The 15,447-nt window shown below is 66.7% G+C and carries 15 protein-coding genes; 6 read left to right on the plus strand and 9 right to left on the minus strand.

The window, feature by feature from the left end:
* The first annotated feature begins 80 nt into the window (after nucleotides 1–80).
* From CXY77_RS13645 to CXY77_RS13665, 5 genes are all read left to right on the plus strand, one after another.
* Complete coding sequence (locus tag CXY77_RS13645) at nucleotides 81–1,079, plus strand: Gfo/Idh/MocA family oxidoreductase (protein WP_104130246.1); 999 nt, start codon at nucleotides 81–83, stop codon at nucleotides 1,077–1,079.
* On the plus strand, nucleotides 1,076–1,975 hold the full coding sequence (locus CXY77_RS13650; RefSeq protein ID WP_092341514.1) for a TIM barrel protein: 900 nt from the start codon (nucleotides 1,076–1,078) through the stop codon (nucleotides 1,973–1,975). Before CXY77_RS13645 ends, CXY77_RS13650 begins: the two co-directional genes overlap by 4 nt.
* A gap of 80 nt (nucleotides 1,976–2,055) precedes the next feature.
* Nucleotides 2,056–3,027 (plus strand): sugar ABC transporter substrate-binding protein, encoded by a 972-nt coding sequence (locus tag CXY77_RS13655; protein WP_233197405.1) that lies wholly within the window; start codon nucleotides 2,056–2,058, stop codon nucleotides 3,025–3,027.
* The gene (locus CXY77_RS13660; protein WP_092341512.1) at nucleotides 3,024–4,064 is read left to right on the plus strand and encodes an ABC transporter permease; all 1,041 of its coding nucleotides are present in this window, start codon (nucleotides 3,024–3,026) and stop codon (nucleotides 4,062–4,064) included. Before CXY77_RS13655 ends, CXY77_RS13660 begins: the two co-directional genes overlap by 4 nt.
* Nucleotides 4,061–4,858, plus strand: a complete 798-nt coding sequence (locus tag CXY77_RS13665; protein ID WP_104130247.1) for an ATP-binding cassette domain-containing protein — start codon at nucleotides 4,061–4,063, stop codon at nucleotides 4,856–4,858. Before CXY77_RS13660 ends, CXY77_RS13665 begins: the two co-directional genes overlap by 4 nt.
* Nucleotides 4,859–4,945: 87 nt before the next feature.
* On the opposite strand, the gene CXY77_RS13670 is transcribed toward CXY77_RS13665, so the two are convergent.
* From CXY77_RS13670 to CXY77_RS13705, 8 genes are all read right to left on the minus strand, one after another.
* The gene (locus tag CXY77_RS13670; RefSeq protein WP_369827293.1) at nucleotides 4,946–5,668 is read right to left on the minus strand and encodes a GntR family transcriptional regulator; all 723 of its coding nucleotides are present in this window, start codon (nucleotides 5,666–5,668) and stop codon (nucleotides 4,946–4,948) included.
* 123 nt (nucleotides 5,669–5,791) lie between these two features.
* Nucleotides 5,792–6,928 (minus strand): cysteine desulfurase family protein, encoded by a 1,137-nt coding sequence (locus CXY77_RS13675; RefSeq protein ID WP_092341509.1) that lies wholly within the window; start codon nucleotides 6,926–6,928, stop codon nucleotides 5,792–5,794.
* 3 nt (nucleotides 6,929–6,931) lie between these two features.
* Nucleotides 6,932–7,810 (minus strand): carboxylating nicotinate-nucleotide diphosphorylase, encoded by an 879-nt coding sequence (gene nadC, locus CXY77_RS13680; RefSeq protein ID WP_092341508.1) that lies wholly within the window; start codon nucleotides 7,808–7,810, stop codon nucleotides 6,932–6,934.
* The gene (gene nadB, locus CXY77_RS13685; protein ID WP_092341507.1) at nucleotides 7,804–9,465 is read right to left on the minus strand and encodes an L-aspartate oxidase; all 1,662 of its coding nucleotides are present in this window, start codon (nucleotides 9,463–9,465) and stop codon (nucleotides 7,804–7,806) included. Before nadB ends, nadC begins: the two co-directional genes overlap by 7 nt.
* Nucleotides 9,465–10,775, minus strand: coding sequence for a quinolinate synthase NadA (gene nadA / locus CXY77_RS13690; protein WP_104130248.1), 1,311 nt, complete (start codon nucleotides 10,773–10,775; stop codon nucleotides 9,465–9,467). Before nadA ends, nadB begins: the two co-directional genes overlap by 1 nt.
* A 37-nt stretch (nucleotides 10,776–10,812) precedes the next feature.
* The gene (locus CXY77_RS13695; RefSeq protein ID WP_369827300.1) at nucleotides 10,813–11,529 is read right to left on the minus strand and encodes an NUDIX domain-containing protein; all 717 of its coding nucleotides are present in this window, start codon (nucleotides 11,527–11,529) and stop codon (nucleotides 10,813–10,815) included.
* 91 nt (nucleotides 11,530–11,620) lie between these two features.
* Complete coding sequence (locus CXY77_RS13700; protein WP_198412786.1) at nucleotides 11,621–12,385, minus strand: polyprenol monophosphomannose synthase; 765 nt, start codon at nucleotides 12,383–12,385, stop codon at nucleotides 11,621–11,623.
* A gap of 4 nt (nucleotides 12,386–12,389) precedes the next feature.
* Nucleotides 12,390–13,937: a glycosyltransferase family 39 protein gene (locus CXY77_RS13705; protein ID WP_140425534.1), complete on the minus strand. Its 1,548-nt coding sequence runs from the start codon at nucleotides 13,935–13,937 to the stop codon at nucleotides 12,390–12,392.
* 129 nt (nucleotides 13,938–14,066) lie between these two features.
* Between CXY77_RS13705 and CXY77_RS13710 the strand changes: the two genes are divergently transcribed.
* Entirely contained in the window at nucleotides 14,067–14,942 is an 876-nt protein-coding gene (locus tag CXY77_RS13710) for a carbon-nitrogen hydrolase family protein (RefSeq protein WP_092341504.1), read from the plus strand.
* Here the strand turns inward: CXY77_RS13710 and CXY77_RS13715 are convergent.
* The gene (locus CXY77_RS13715) at nucleotides 14,929–15,321 is read right to left on the minus strand and encodes an ATP-dependent DNA ligase (RefSeq protein ID WP_233197407.1); all 393 of its coding nucleotides are present in this window, start codon (nucleotides 15,319–15,321) and stop codon (nucleotides 14,929–14,931) included. The two genes, CXY77_RS13710 and CXY77_RS13715, sit on opposite strands and share 14 nt — an antisense overlap.
* Between the last annotated feature and the right edge of the window lie 126 nt (nucleotides 15,322–15,447).

A 15,447-nucleotide genomic window follows, 5' to 3' on the forward strand; every position in this document is an offset into this window, starting at 1 on the left:
CGACCGCTTGGCAAGCGTATACCGTGGTCAAAAGCAACAACATTAGGACATTAAAACAAACTCAATGTGGAGGCTATAAAGTGCGATTCGTAGTTCTGGGAGCCGGCAGGATCGGGCTCTCTCACGTCGGCACGTTGAAGGCGCAGGCCGGAGTCACCGACCTGCTGATCGCGGATCTCGATCCGGCCCGCGCTGCGTCCGCGGCGGCCTCGGTCGGCTCGGCCTCCGCCACGATCGACGAGGCGTTCGCCTCGAAGCCAGACGGCATCGTCATTGCCGCGCCGACCTCGGCCCATGCCGAGCTCATCGTGCGGGCCATGCGCGCCGGCATCCCGACGTTTTGCGAGAAGCCCCTCGCCGAGAATCTCAGCTCGAGTATCGCGCTCGTCGAGGAGGTCGAGCGTCACGACATTCCCGTTCAGATCGGGTTCCAGCGCCGTTTCGACGCCGGCTACACCGAGGCCAAGCGTGCCCTGCAGAACGGTGACATCGGCGAACTGCGACGGATGCACGTGCTGACCTGCGACCCGACGCCGCCCCCGGCCGAGTACATTCCCACCAGCGGAGGAATTTACCGCGACTGCCACATTCACGACTTTGACATTCTGCGCTGGGTCACCGGCCGCGAGGTCGCTACGGTCTTCGCGACCGGTGCCAACCGCGGCGCCTCCTTCTTCGGTGATGCCGGTGACGTTGACGAATCCGCTGCTCTGCTGACACTCGATGACGGAACCCTGGTTACCGTGCAGGGTTCACGTTACAACGGTGCCGGCTACGACGTGCGCATGGAACTGTCCGGAAGCCTCGGAAACCGTTCGGTCGGAATCGACGAGCGCGTTCCGCTGACCAGTGCAGAGCCGGGCGTCAGCTTTCCCAGAGAGTCTGCCTGGCCCAACTTTCAGGAGCGGTTCGCTTCCGCCTACGCTGCGGAGCTGGCCCGATTCGTCACCGTCGCCGCGGGCGAGACCGTCAGCCCGTGCACCCCTCGGGATGCACTGGAAGCGCTGTACATCGCCGAGGCCGCCGAACTGTCCCGTGCCGAGGGACGCCTGGTGCGCCTCGATGAAGTCAGGCGATGACCGTGGCAGAAGCATCCGTTCATCTCCTGAGCCGCATCGCTGCCGCACCGATTTCCTGGGGGGTCTGCGAGGTTCCCGACTGGGGGTTTCAGCTCGCGCCTGAGCGTGTTCTCGGTGAGATGCGCGACCTGGGCGTCGTGGCCACCGAATTCGGTCCCGAGGGTTTTCTTCCGTCTGGTCCGATCGACAAGGCCGAAACCTTGGCGGCTGCCGGTCTGAAGGCCGTCGGTGGTTTCGTTCCGATTGTGCTGCACGACGCGGGAAACGACCCGGTTCCGGCTATCGAGGCCGAACTCGACTCGTTTCTGGCAGCGGGGGCGACCCGCCTCGTTCTCTCGGCCGACACCGGTCAGGTCGGCTACGACTCCCGCCCGACGCTGAGCGAGCAGGAATGGGACACACTTCTCGCCAACCTCGATCGGCTCGTGCAGACCGCGGCCGCCCGCGGCGTGGTGGCCTCGATTCACCCCCACGTCGGAACAATGATCGAATCGAGCCATGACGTCGAGCGGGTATTGAACGGCTCACAGATCGGGCTGTGCCTCGACACCGGACACCTGCTCATCGGCGGGACCGACCCGGTCGAACTGGCCCGCGACAACGCCACTCGGATCAGCCACGTGCACCTCAAAGACGTGCGCCGAGCCCTGGCCGAGAAGGTGCAGCGCAAGGAACTCACCTACACCGATGCGGTGCGCCAGGGCCTGTACACACCGCTCGGTACCGGTGACATTGACATCCGGGCAATTGTCACCTTCCTCGAAGGGGCCGGCTATGCGGGCTACTACGTGCTCGAGCAGGACACGATCCTGACCGAGAACCCGGCAGAGGGCCAGGGCCCACTCGCGGATGTGCGCACCAGCATCGATTTCATCGCCGGTTTGGCGACTCCCTAAGACTCTTCACGACCGACATCACAATCCGCACCACACACGGCACCGCCTCAGTCACAATGTATCCAATGGAGGATCCACTTATGAAGCTCAAATCTCGCTGGATGGCGGCGCTCGTCGTCCTGCCGCTCGCCCTCACCGGTTGCACGTCCACAACGAACACGGCAGCCACCACCGACGCTGCGGCCTCGGGCGACCCGGTCACGATCGCCGTCGTAACCCACGGCTCCCCGGGAGACACCTTCTGGGACGTCGTCAAGAGTGGCGCGGAGCAGGCCGGAAAAGACCTCGGCGCCACTGTCACCTACCAGGGCGATGGTGACCCGGTCAAGCAAAGCCAGCTCATCGACGCCGCCGTTGCGACTCACCCCGACGGTCTGATCGTCTCGATGGCCAACCCGGACGGCGTCAAGAACGCCGTCGAAAAGGCCGTCGCCGCCGGTATCCCGGTGATCACGATCAACTCCGGCCTGGAACAGTCCCGGGAATTCGGTGCCCAGACCCACGTCGGTCAGAGCGAGTTCATCGCCGGTCAGGGTGCGGGCGAGCAGCTCGCCGCTGCCGATGTCAGTAACGTCATCTGCGTCATTCACGAGGCCGGCAACACCGGACTGGAAGAACGCTGCAAGGGCGCAGCTGACACCCTCGGCGGCAGCGTCACCAACGTTCAGGTCGACGTCGCGAACGTCGCCGACGCCCAGAACACGATCAAGAGCAGCCTTCTGGCTGACCCGTCCATCGATGGCGTCCTCACCCTGAACCCGGGTATCGCTGTAGCGGCCAGCCAGGCGATCGAAGAAGCGGCCAGTTCGGCGAAACTCGCGACCTTCGACGTGTCCTCCGACGTCACCCAGCTCATCCTCGACGGCAAGATTCTGTTCGCCGTTGACCAGCAGCCGTACTCCCAGGGCTACCTGCCGGTGACCTTCCTCACCCTGCAGGCTCGCAATGGCGACGTCGTCGGTGGCGGCATGCCGGTCTACTCCGGCCCCGGCTTCGTCACCAAGGACAACGCGGAGCAGGTCGCGAAGTTCGCGAAGAATGGAACGCGATGACCCGTACCGCACCCGCGGTTACCGACGAACGGATTAAGCCCGCCGGTCTGATCATCACGCTGCTGCGCCGACCCGAGGTCGGCGCGGCGGTGGCCGCCCTCGCCATCTTCATCTTTTTCTCGGTCTCGACCCAGGCCTTTCTGACTCCTGCCGGCGTGGCCACCTGGCTCTACTCGGCATCACTGTTCGGCATCATGGCCGTCGCCGTGGCCCTGCTCATGATCGGCGGGGAGTTCGACCTCTCCGCCGGGGCCATGGTCGGTACGACCGGACTCATCGTCGGAATCGTCACGACCGAGTGGGGCGTCAACATCTGGCTCGCCCTCGTGATCGCCTTGGCGATCGCACTGGCAATCGGTGCGGCGAACGCCTTCGTGGTCATGAAGACCGGGCTGCCGAGCTTCATCGTCACCCTCGCCACCTTCTTCATTCTGCAGGGGGTGAACCTGGCGGTCACCAAGATCATCACCGGTACGGTCTCCATTCAGGGCATGAGCGCCGTACCCGGCTTCGATGCCGTCAAGGTATTCTTCGGTTCCTCGTTCGCACTCCTTGGCATGGACGTGAAAATCTCCATCGTCTGGTGGATCGCCCTAACCGCGCTGGCCACCTGGATTCTGCTTCGTACCCGCTCGGGAAACTGGATCTTCGCGGTCGGTGGCCAGATCACCAGCTCGCGCCAGGTGGGCGTGCCGGTCATGAAGGTCAAAATGGGCCTCTTCATGACCACGGCTGGCGCTGGTTGGCTCGTCGGAATGCTCCAGCTGTTCGACGTGTCAACGGTGCAGGCCACGACCGGCATCGGCCAGGAGTTCATCTACATCATCTGCGCTGTTGTTGGCGGTTGCCTGCTGACCGGCGGCTACGGATCGGCCATCGGTGCCGCTCTGGGTGCCCTGATCTACGGCATGACCCTGCAGGGCATCGTGTTCGCGCAGTGGGACAATAACTGGCTCAAAGCGTTCCTCGGTGGCATGCTGCTGCTTGCCGTACTCGTCAACCTCTATGTACGCCGCCAGGCAGGAGTTCGCTCATGACAGACGCACAGGCATCCGCTGACCCGCCGATTCTTGAAGTTCGGGACATCGGCAAGACCTATGGTTCCATTCTGGCGCTGCAGGGTGTGTCGGCCTCGGTCGGTGTCGGTGAGGTCCTCTGCGTTCTTGGGGACAACGGTGCCGGCAAGTCCACGTTCATCAAGATTCTGTCCGGGGCCCACGCGCACACCCACGGCAAGCTCCTCGCTTATGGGGTCGAGCGCACCTTCGGCAGCCCGCGTGAAGCCCTGGATCTGGGCATCGCGACGGTGTATCAGGACCTGGCCGTAGTTCCGCTCATGCCGGTCTGGCGCAACTTCTTTTTGGGCTCCGAGCTGACCCGAGGTTTTGGTCCGTTCAGCCAGCTGGACGTCAAGGGGATGCGCCGGATCACCAAGGAAGAGCTGGCCAAGATGGGCATCGACCTGCGCGACGTCGACCAGCCCATCGGCACCCTGTCGGGTGGTGAGCGCCAGTCGGTGGCCATCGCCCGAGCCGTGTACTTCGGCGCGAAGGTCGTTATCCTCGACGAGCCGACCTCGGCTCTGGGCGTCAAGCAGGCCGGCGTTGTGCTGAAATACATCGCCCAGGCGCGCGACCGCGGCCTTGGCGTGGTATTCATCACGCATAACCCGCACCACGCCTATCCCGTCGGTGACCGGTTCCTGCTGCTCAAACGCGGAACCAGCCTGGGGGACTTCAAGAAGAGCGAGATTACCATCGAGGAGATGACGAAGCTCATGGCTGGCGGAGCGGAACTCGACGCCCTCGCCCACGAGCTCGCCCGCGCCTGAACCACGCTGGCTGCACAAAGAATTCTGGCCGTCTGACCTTGGGGGGTCAGGCGGCCAGTCTTCGTTGCACGGTTTCCGAAACGCTGGCTATTTTTCGACCAGGGTCACTTCGAAGGAGTAGAGGTCGGGGCGGTAGCAGTGCTGCCCGAACTCAACGGCGCGGCCCGAATTATCGAAGGCCGTGCGGTCCATCGTGAGCAGGGCTGAGCTCTTCTCGATCTCCAGTAGCGCTGACTCTTCGGCGGTGGACTTGCGGGCGCCGATGTGCTGGCGGGCCACCCGCATCGTCACGCCGCGTGAACGCAGCACCTGGTAGAGGCCGTGGGCGACGAGATCAGTGGGCTCGATACCGATGAATTCCGCTGGGAGCCAGTTTTCCATTACGGCGACGGGCACGTCGTCGGCCAGGCGCACGCGGCGCAGGTGCAACGTGGGGCTGCCCTCGTCGACGCCGAGACGCTCGGCGGTTTTCGCATCCGCTGGCTGGGATTCGAGCGTGAGCAGGTGGGTGGACGGCACCTTGTGCGTGTTGGTGAGGTCGTCGTAGAGGCTGGTCAGCTCGACTCTGCGGGTGACCTGGCCGTGCACGACCTGGGTGCCGATGCCGCGGCGACGTACCAGCAGACCCTTGTCGACGATTTCCTGGATGGCGCGGCGCACGGTGGGCCGGCTGAGGCCCAGTCGCTGGCCGAGCGCGACCTCGTTCTCGAGCCGTGACCCGGCGGGCAGTTCACCGCTCAGGATGGCCTTTTCGATGCGCTGCGAAACCTGAAAGTACAGGGGAATCGGCCCGGATCGCTCCAGATCCATGAACATTCCCATAGGGAGGACGTTTTCTTCCTGCGCGCTCACCTGACACCTCACTGACAAGCCAAGAGCTTTGGCTAGTTGTCATGACATTATCAGGTCATAGCGACGCTGTCAGGAGGCGGGTCAGGCACCGAGGCTGGCGACCGCAGCGACCGCTGCACGAACGGATGCCGCCGCCTCGACCGCGTCCGCCGCGCTCGTGCCAACACCCAGCGCGAACCGCACCGCAGTGTGAGCGACCTCGGCCGTGAGGCCCATGGCCGTGAGAACGTGCGAGGGCTCGCTGCTGCCGGCCGCGCAGGCGGACCCACTCGAACAGACAATGCCGTGCTGCTCAAGCTCGAGCAGCACCGCCTCGCCGCTCGTGCCCGGGAATACGAACGACGCGGTGCCCGGCAGCCGTTCAGTGGCGTGGCCGGTGAGCCGGGCCGAGGGCGTGTCGCGCAGCACGGTGCTGATGAACTCGTCGCGAAGAGTGCTGGTGCGGGCGGCGGCGAGTACGCGCTCCTCACCGGCCAGGCGCAGGGCGACGGCGAGGGCGACCGCTCCGGCGACGTTCTCGGTGCCGCTGCGTTTGCCGCGCTCCTGGCCGCCGCCGTGCAGCAGCGGTTCGATCGGAAGGCGTCCGCGCAGAAAAACCGCGCCGATGCCGGGGGGAGCGCCGAGCTTGTGGCCGGAGAGGCTCAGCGCGTCCACGCCGAGTGTGGTCACGTTCAGGTCGAGCCAACCGCCGGCCTGCACCGCGTCGGTGTGGAACGGCACACCCTGCGCGACAGCGGCCAGTTCGGCCACGGGCTGCACGGTACCGACCTCATTATTGGCGTAGTGCACCGAGACCAGGGTCGTGTCGGAACGGAGCGCGCGGGCCAGGTCGGCGGGGTCGACGCGGCCGGCGGCATCCACTGGTAGCAGGGTGATCTCGAAACCGTGCAGCCGCCGCAGGTAGTCGCAGGAGTCGAGCACAGCCTCGTGCTCGATCGGAGTGGTCACGATGTGGCGGCCGCGCGGGGCGCCGAGGGCAACGCCCTTGATCGCGAGATTGTCGCTTTCGGTGCCGCCGCTGGTGAACGTGACCTCGCCGGGCCGGCAGCCGAGCGAGGCGGCGACGCTGCGGCGCGCCTCCAGCAGGGCGGCAGCGGCGGCCTCACCGACCTGGTGGTGGCTCGATGGATTGCCGAAGCCGCTTGTGAGGTGCGGCCACATGGCCTCGAGGGCCTCGCGGCGCACCGGGGTCGTCGCGGCGTTATCCAGGTAAATCATGGGTCAGAGAGCAAACCCAGCCGGCGTGTTCACCCGAATGGCCACGTCGAGGCCGAGGTCGAGCGAGTGCACGCTGTGCGTGAGTGCTCCGACCGAGATGACATCGACACCGGATGCCGCAATGTCGCGTACGGTCTCGAGCGATACTCCGCCGCTGGCTTCGACGATGGCGCGACCGGCGACCTGCTGCACGCCCGTACGCAGGTCTTCCGGGCTGAAATTGTCGAGCATGATCGTGTCGATGCCCGCAGCGAGCACGCCTTCGATCTGGTCCAGCCGGTCGACCTCTACCTCGAAGTGGGTGGTGTGCGAGAGACGAGCGCGAACGGCACGCAGTGCCTCGGTGAGGCCGAGCGGCCCGGCGGCGAGGATGGCGAGGTGGTTGTCCTTGGCCATCACCGTGTCGGACAGGCTGAACCGGTGGTTGTGGCCGCCGCCGTCGCGCACGGCCGCGCGTTCCAGGGCGCGGAGGCCCGGCGTGGTCTTGCGGGTGTCGACGATGCGGGCCTTGGTGCCGGCCGTCTCGGCGACGTACCGGGCGGTCAGGGTGGCGATTCCGCTCATCCGCTGCACGAAGTTGAGCCCGATACGTTCAGCCTGCAGGATGCCGCGGGCCGGGCCGGTCACCTCGGCCAGCGTGGCGCCGGCGACGAAGTGGTCACCGTCGGCGACGAACTGGCGTACCTCGATGCGGGGGTCGGTGAGGGCGAAGGCGGCGGTGAACACGGCACTGCCGCTGTACACGCCGGGTTCGCGGGCTTCGAGCCTGGCCGTCGCGACGGCATCCTCGGGGATGAGCACGGCCGAGGTGAGGTCGCCCCAGGGGGCGTCTTCGTCGAGGGCGGCTTGCACGACAACGTTGATGGAGTGATTGCTTAGCATGCGATGGCCTCCTGGGCCGGAACGAGTTCGAGTGATTGCGGGCGTGACTGGGAGCTGCGTGCTTGCGAGACTGAGCGGGCCAATTCGGGCCGGGTCTCGGCGAAGTCGGAGCGGTAGTGCGCGCCGCGCGACTCCTCGCGGGCGAGGGCGGCGGTCACGAGCAGGCGGCCAAGGTCGAGCAGGTTGCGGTCTTCGAGGGCGGCGACCGCGGTGCTGGCGGGGTCGGGGGCTGTCCACTCGGCGAGGTTGGCGGCGGCTGCGGCCAGGCCGGCGCCGGAGCGGTGGACCCCGGCGGAGTGCCAGAGGAGTTGCTGGAGTGTTGTGCGGTCGACCAGCGTTGCTCGATCGGCTGACGGTGATCCTATGGCGGTCTCGACGGGCTCGACCGACGGGTGGGAGAGATCCGCAGAGCGGATCGCCTTGTCGAAATGGTGTGAGAAGGCAGAGACCGGCGAGTGGGCGTGACCTTCCGAGCCGGTGGGCCAGGACTGGTCCAGCGCGCGCACCGCGCGGTCGGCGAAGACGGCGGCCTCGAGCAGCGAGTTGGAGGCGAGCCGGTTGGCACCGTGCGCCCCGGTGCGGGCAACCTCGCCGACGGCGAACAGGCCGGGCCGGGTGGTGCGAGCCCAGGTATCCGTTTCGACGCCGCCCATCCAGTAGTGCGCGGCCGGGGCCACCGGAATGGCTTCGACCGCCCAGTCCAGGCCCGCGGCACGGCAGGCGGCAGTGATAGTGGGGAACCGGTTTTCGAGCAGCTCGCGGCCGAGCGCGGTCGCGTCGAACAACACCGGGGCGCCGCCCTGCCGTTCCATCTGGCGGGCGATGGCCCGGGCGACGACGTCGCGTGGGGCGAGTTCGGCGTCGGGGTGCTCGGCCAGCATGAAGCGCTCGCCGAGCTGATTTCTGAGCACGGCGCCTTCACCGCGCACCGCCTCCGAGACGAGCGGCGTGCCGGGCACCGCGAGGGCGGTGGGGTGAAACTGGTAGAACTCCAGATCGGTAACGGATGCCCCGGCCCGCCACGCCGCCGCCACGCCGTCCCCGGTGGCGACCGCGGGGTTGGTGGTGTGCGTATAGAGGGCGCCGGCACCGCCGGTGGCGAGAATCACGGCGTCGGCTTCGAGCGAGCGCTGCACGCCGTCGGGGCCGAGTACCCGGGCGCCGCTCGCTGCGCCGGCGTCGTCGACCAGCAGGTCGACCAGCATGGTGTGTTCCCATACCTCGATCGCGGCCCGGCGCCGAACGGTCGCGACGAGCGCCGCTTCGACCGCGGCGCCGGTGGCGTCACCGCCGGCGTGCACGACCCGGGAGCGCGAGTGTGCAGCTTCCAGTCCGCGAGCCACCCCGGATTCGTCGCGGTCGAAGTCCACGCCGAACCGAATGAGGTCGCGCACCCGCGCCGGTCCCTCTTCGCAGAGCACTCGCACCGCAGCCGGGTCGCACAGTCCGGCGCCGGCGCGCAGCGTGTCGAGCGCGTGGGCGTCCACCGAGTCGTCACGAAACAGGGCAGCGGCGATGCCGCCCTGCGCGTACCGGGTATTACTCTCCGGCAGCACCGACTTGGTGACGAGCACCACGCGGTGCCCGGCATCCGCTGCGCGCACAGCGGCCAGCAGGCCGCCGAGGCCGCTCCCGATGACGAGAACGGATGACATCAGGCGCCGACCAGAACCGGCGGCCGGGCCGCCAGCATCCGCTCGAGGGCCACCCGGGCGTTACCGGCGACATCGGAGGCCACCGTGATCTGGTTGAGAACTTCGCCCGGTGCCTCGCCGCCGCCGACGAGCGCTTCGAGCACCCAGGCCAGGTAGCCGGCGTGGATGCGGTACATGGTGGAGCAGGGGCAGATCACCGGGTCGAGGCAGAAAATCTCGTGCTCGGGGTGCTGGGCAGCCAGCCGGTTCACGAGGTTGATCTCGGTGCCGATCGCGAAGGTCGTGCCGGCGGGGGCCGCGGCGATGGCTTTCGCGATGAAGTCGGTGGAACCGGCCGAGTCGGCAGCGTCGACGACCGCCATCGGGCATTCCGGGTGCACCAAGACCCGCACGCCGGGGTGATCGGCGCGGGCGGCGTCGATCTGCGGCACGGTGAAGCGGCGGTGCACGCTGCAGAAACCGTGCCAGAGCACGACCCGGGCTTCGTCGAGTTCGGCAGCCGTGTTGCCGCCGAGCGGTTTGGTCGGGTTCCACATCGGCATCTGCTCCAGGGGCACGCCCATGGCCTTGGCGGTGTTGCGACCGAGGTGCTGGTCGGGGAAGAACAAAACGCGCTGGCCGCTCTCGAACGCCCACTCCAGCACGGTCTTGGCGTTCGACGAGGTGCAGACGATGCCGCCGTGCTCGCCGCAGAAGCCCTTGAGCGCGGCGGAGGAATTCATGTAGGTGACCGGAATCACCGGAACCCGGCCGGAGGCATCCGCCCCGGTGCCGTACAGCTCTTCGAGCTGTTCCCAGCACTCGGTGACCGAGTCGATGTCGGCCATGTCTGCCATGGAGCAGCCGGCAGCCAGGTTCGGCAGAATCACGGCCTGATCGGGCCCGGAGAGCAGGTCGGCGGTTTCAGCCATGAAGTGCACGCCGCAGAATACGATCGCGGCCGCGTCGGGGCGGCTCTGCGTGGCCTGGGCGAGCTGAAAGCTGTCGCCCACAAAATCGGCGTGCCGCAGCACCTCATCGCGCTGGTAGAAATGGCCGAGAATCACGACCGAGTCGCCGAGCACGTTCTTGGCCTCGACGATGCGGGCGCTGAGTTCCTCGGGTGAGGCGGTGCGGTAGCGCTCCGGCAGGGCGCCCTGACGGGGGGATCCGGCCGGAATCACGTCGCCCATCGAGGAGCCGGGGCCGTAACCGGGGGTGCCGGCGTCGAATTCCCACGGCGCAGTCGCCAGATCGGGACTGCACGTGCTGCCGGCGGCTTTGCCGGTGCCGATGAGACGAATGGTGGTCTCGACCGAAGGAATAGTCATGGTCGTGCTCCTTGAGAATGAAGAGGGGTGGGGGGAGTTAGCGGGTTGGTCCCGGCGGGTCGTGCTCGTTGGCCCGATCGTCGTACCGGTAAAGCCGTGCGGGCCGGTGGCGGGCACCCGCCACGTGCTGATCGGTGCTGATCAGGGTGCCGCTCGACTCCATCGAGCGACGAAAGTTGGCCGGGTCGAGCGCCTTCTGAAGCACGGCCTCGTGCACGTCGCGCAGCTGGGCGAGGGTGAAAGTGTCGCCGAGAAAGGCGTGCGCGATGCGGGCGTATTCGACCTTCGTGCGCAGCCGCCAGAGGGCGTATTCCACGATGCGGTTGTGGTCGAACGCCAGCGGCGGCAGCTGGTCCGCGGCAAACCAACGAACGTTTTCACCAACGGATGCTCGCTCCGCGACCTCCGAACGCACCAGCGCCCAGTACACGACGGAGACCACGCGAAGGCCGGGGGAGCGGTCGATATCGCCGAACGTGTACAACTGCTCCAGGTAGCGCGGCGACAGGTCCGTGGTTTCGCGCAGGGTGCGACCGGCAGCGGCTGCGAGCTCTTCGTCGGCCGGCAGCCATCCGCCGGGCAGCGCCCAGAGATCTCGGTGCGGGTCGCGGGTGCGGCGCACGAGCGGGAGCCAGAGTGTCTTCAGGCCCGACTCGTCGTCGGGGCGCAGGGCGAAGATCACGGTCGAAACCGCCAGGGTCGCCTGCGCGCTGCCGCGTTCCAGCAGACTCTTCTCGGTCAGGTGGTGCTCCAGCACGGGGATCCAGTCGTAAAGGTCAGTGTGACTTTAACTGCTGGATTCATCATATAGTCAAATTGACTCAAACACCCGAAATGTTTCCGATTCAGGCTCCGCGTGCGGCCGCGGCGGCCTCCCGCGCGCCGGACCGGCTGATGCCCATTCCGGTCACGCCCCACAGAGTGACCCGAGCCATCGCCTCGATGGCGATGCGTGGACTCATCTTCGACGATCCGCGTACCCGCTCGACGAAGGTGATCGGCACCTCGACGACGCGCAGGTTGGCGCGCACCGCGTGCAGCAGCATCTCAATCTGAAAGCAGTAGCCGAGGCTGTCGACGCTCGAGAGGTCCATACGCTCGAGTGCCCTGGCCGAGTAAACCCGGTAACCGCCGGTGGCGTCGCGCTGCGGCAGCCGCAGCAGCAGACGGGAATACCAGGAGCCGCCGCGGGAGAGTGCGCGCCGGTGCCAGGGCCAATTCTCGATGGCCCCGCCGGGAACCCAGCGTGAGCCCATCACGACGTCAGCCGTGACGGCGGCATCGAGCAGCGTGGCGAGTTGCTCCGGCAGGTGGGAGCCGTCTGCGTCGAGCTGCACCAACCGGGTATAGCCGCGGCCGAGGCCCCAGCCGAAGCCGTCGAGGTACGCCGCGCCGAGGCCGGTCTTCTCGGTGCGGTGCAGCACGTGAACGCTGGAATCCCGAGCCGCGATCGCGTCGGCGAGGGTGCCGGTGCCGTCGGGCGAAGCGTCGTCGACGACCAAAATGTGCACCTCGGGCACGCTGGAGCGCAGTCGATCCACGATCGAGGCGATGTTTTCGGCCTCGTTATAGGTCGGTACGAGTACCAGCGTGTTGGTGGTGGTGGGCACGACGTTACCTCGTCATTTCGATGATGCGGGTGCGGTTGACCAGTGTCGTGTCGGCGACGCGGAAACCCTGGAGTTGAAGCGTGTGGACATCCGTTTCTTTCCGCGAATCTGCACTCCCCGAGTATTGCAGCAGCCACACCGTGTTGAGGTTCACTACGCTCGGCAGCACGTCGGTCAGAGGTGCGACCTCGTCCCACAGCCAGGTCGTGTCAGCGTACGGGCGGGTCAGGGTCACGTCGCGCAGTCCGGCGAAAGCGTTGGGGTAGAGATGCATAGCTAGCCGGGGCAGGCGTGACGGGCGCACGCTCTGGTCGAAGACCACGCCGTCGTCCGGCGTTGCCCGGGCGGCGATGATGTCGGCTGCCTGGCGCCAGTCACTGCCCTCATTCTTGCCGTAGTCACCGCGTTGCACCGCATAGGCGGGCACGATCACGGCCACGAGGGCCAGGACACTCGCGACGCGCAACCAATTGCTGGCCAGTGCCGCCACGCCCACGGCGATCACAATGCCCACCGCCGGGGCGCAGAGCGAGAGGTAGCGCAACGAATACATCGGCGCGATCAGGTGGGTGCCGATGAGCAGAATCGCGCTCGGCACCAGCATCCAGGCCAGAAAAATCGTCAGTCCCGTGCGGCGCGGCAGGCCGGCCGAAAGAGGCCTGCCGGGGCGGCGCAGGAATACCGCGATCACAGCCACGAGAATGAGCGACCAGGCCATGATCGCCACCGGAATGGTGTCGAACCACTGCATGACGGCCGCTTCGCTCACGCTGACCTGGGGTCGTCGGCCGATGAACGCGATTTGTTCCCGCTGCGCTGAGCCCGCCAGCACTATCGGGGCGGCCAGCAGCAGCCCGATCGCGCTGGCGCCGACCCAGAAGAAAACGCTGCGCCACAGCGGATGCCGGCCGCCAAGAACGAGGACCGCCACCGCGTGTACCGGCAGCAGCAGCGCCAGGAACAGGAAGACGTAGATGCCGAGCGCGAGCAGCACGGAATAGGAACCCCAGAGCAGGATCTGCCGGCGCCGACTCCCGGCGCTGCTTCGGACAGCGTGCACGAGAAGCACGGTCAGCCAGACCCCGATGGCCGTGGCGATGGCGGTGGATCGCGCCTCGGAGCCCATATAGGTCACCCGCGGAATTATCGCGAAGACCAGTCCGCCGGCGATGGCAACCCGAGACCCCATGAAGAATCGCGCCAGAACCACCGTTCCCGCAGCCGCGACGCCGATCGCGATCGCGCTCGGCAGCCGGGTGGCGAGCTCGGACGCACCGAACAGGTCGATCCAGCCGTGCAGAAACAGATAGTAGAGGCCGTGCACGGCATCGACGTTCTCGAGCATGCCGAACAGCGAGGGGAGCGATCGTTCGGCCGACATGACGCTGGCCGCCTCATCGCCCCAATACGACGGCTGCCAGGACCAGGCGAACGATACCAAAAAGGCCACGAGGCCCACGAGACCCGCTGACCAGGCGGGTGAAAGCCGTCGCCACAGGCGTCGTCCGGGCACCGGAGGGGCCACGAGATGCGGAGCGATAACGGAAGTCACCCTATGAACCTACCCAGCAAATGTTAACGGGAGCCTTCGATAACCCCTCAGTTGACTGCGAAGATCAAACCTTTCGCCGGTTGGCATCGGTATCGGCATGCTGATCGAGCGGCCAGCTAGGCTTTCGCCATGACTCCAGGCGCCGCAACGCATGAATCCGCAACGATCGATTCCGATGCGGTCGGCGTGGCCGTTGCCCAGTTCGCCCCTGGGCCAGATCGGGCGCTTAACCTCGGCACCATGCGGCAGCTGGCCGAAACGGCCGCCGGTCGTGGCGCCCAGCTCGTCGTTTTTCCCGAGTACTCGGCATTCTTCGAACCGAAACTCGGACCGTCGTTTGTGGCGGCCGCCGAACCGCTCGACGGAGAATTCGTGACCGCGCTGGCCGCGCTCGCCGCCGAACTCGGCATCCACATCGTGGCCGGCATGCTCGAAACGACCGTGGACCCGGCCAGGTTCTCGAACACGCTCGTCACTCTCGATGACACCGGGCACCTCGTGGCGACCTACCGCAAGCTGCACCTGTACGACGCGTTCGGCGACCGTGAATCGGAGTGGGTGCTGCCCGGCACCGTGACCGACCCCGAGACCTTCGATGTCGGCGGCCTGCGGGTGGGGCTGCAGACCTGCTACGACATCCGCTTTCCCGAGGTCACGCGTCGACTCGTCGACGCGGGAGTCACCCTCGTGCTCGTGCCGTCGGAGTGGGTGCGTGGCCCGCTCAAAGAACACCACTGGCGTACCCTGCTGACGGCCCGGGCGCTGGAGAACACCGTTTTTGTGGCGGCCGCCGATCAGACCCCGCCGATCGGCGTTGGTACCAGCCTCATCATTGACCCGATGGGCGTTGCGCTGGTCAGCCTCGGCGAGGCAGCGGATGTCGCCGTCGCGTACCTCACACCGGCCAGAGTCACCGCCGTGCGCGCTATCAATCCGGCCCTCGCACTCCGACGCTTCACCGTCGTGCCGCGCGAAGCGGCACCTATGAGAATCAGCGTTCGGTGACGCTGGCCTTGGTCGCGCGGGTCTGCGCGGCCGCTCGAATGCCGATGGCCGGTTCTAGCTTCGGGGTCGCATTGGCGTCAACGGCGGCGCTTTCTTCCGCGGTTACCACGAGCCCCTGCGAGCTGTTGGCCGAGCGGGTCAGCTGGGCGACCCAGTTCGGGTTGATGCTCGGTGCGTGGCCGCCGGCAAACTTGAAATAGAGCGGAATCGCCGGGTGCAGCCAGGCAGAGCTGCGGCCGTCGCCGACGACGGCGGCATCACGCCAGGACAACAGAAAACTTTCGCCGCGGCGAAGCTTTTGAATGATTACGAGCTGCAGGTGTGCCAGCATGCGATCTTCGAATTCCACGACGACACGGTCGTACGTGAGAGAACCCATGATTGCCACTTCCATTTCGCTGCGATCGGTTGCGCTCACTGAGAGCCGGGAGCCGGAACGAATGAAAGCGAAGAATGCACTTTGGAATTGAACCGGGCACTGCTGATGACTGTCCTCCGTTTGGGG

Source organism: Cryobacterium sp. N21, assembly GCF_002929575.1.
Classification (GTDB): Bacteria; Actinomycetota; Actinomycetes; order Actinomycetales; family Microbacteriaceae; genus Cryobacterium; species Cryobacterium flavum.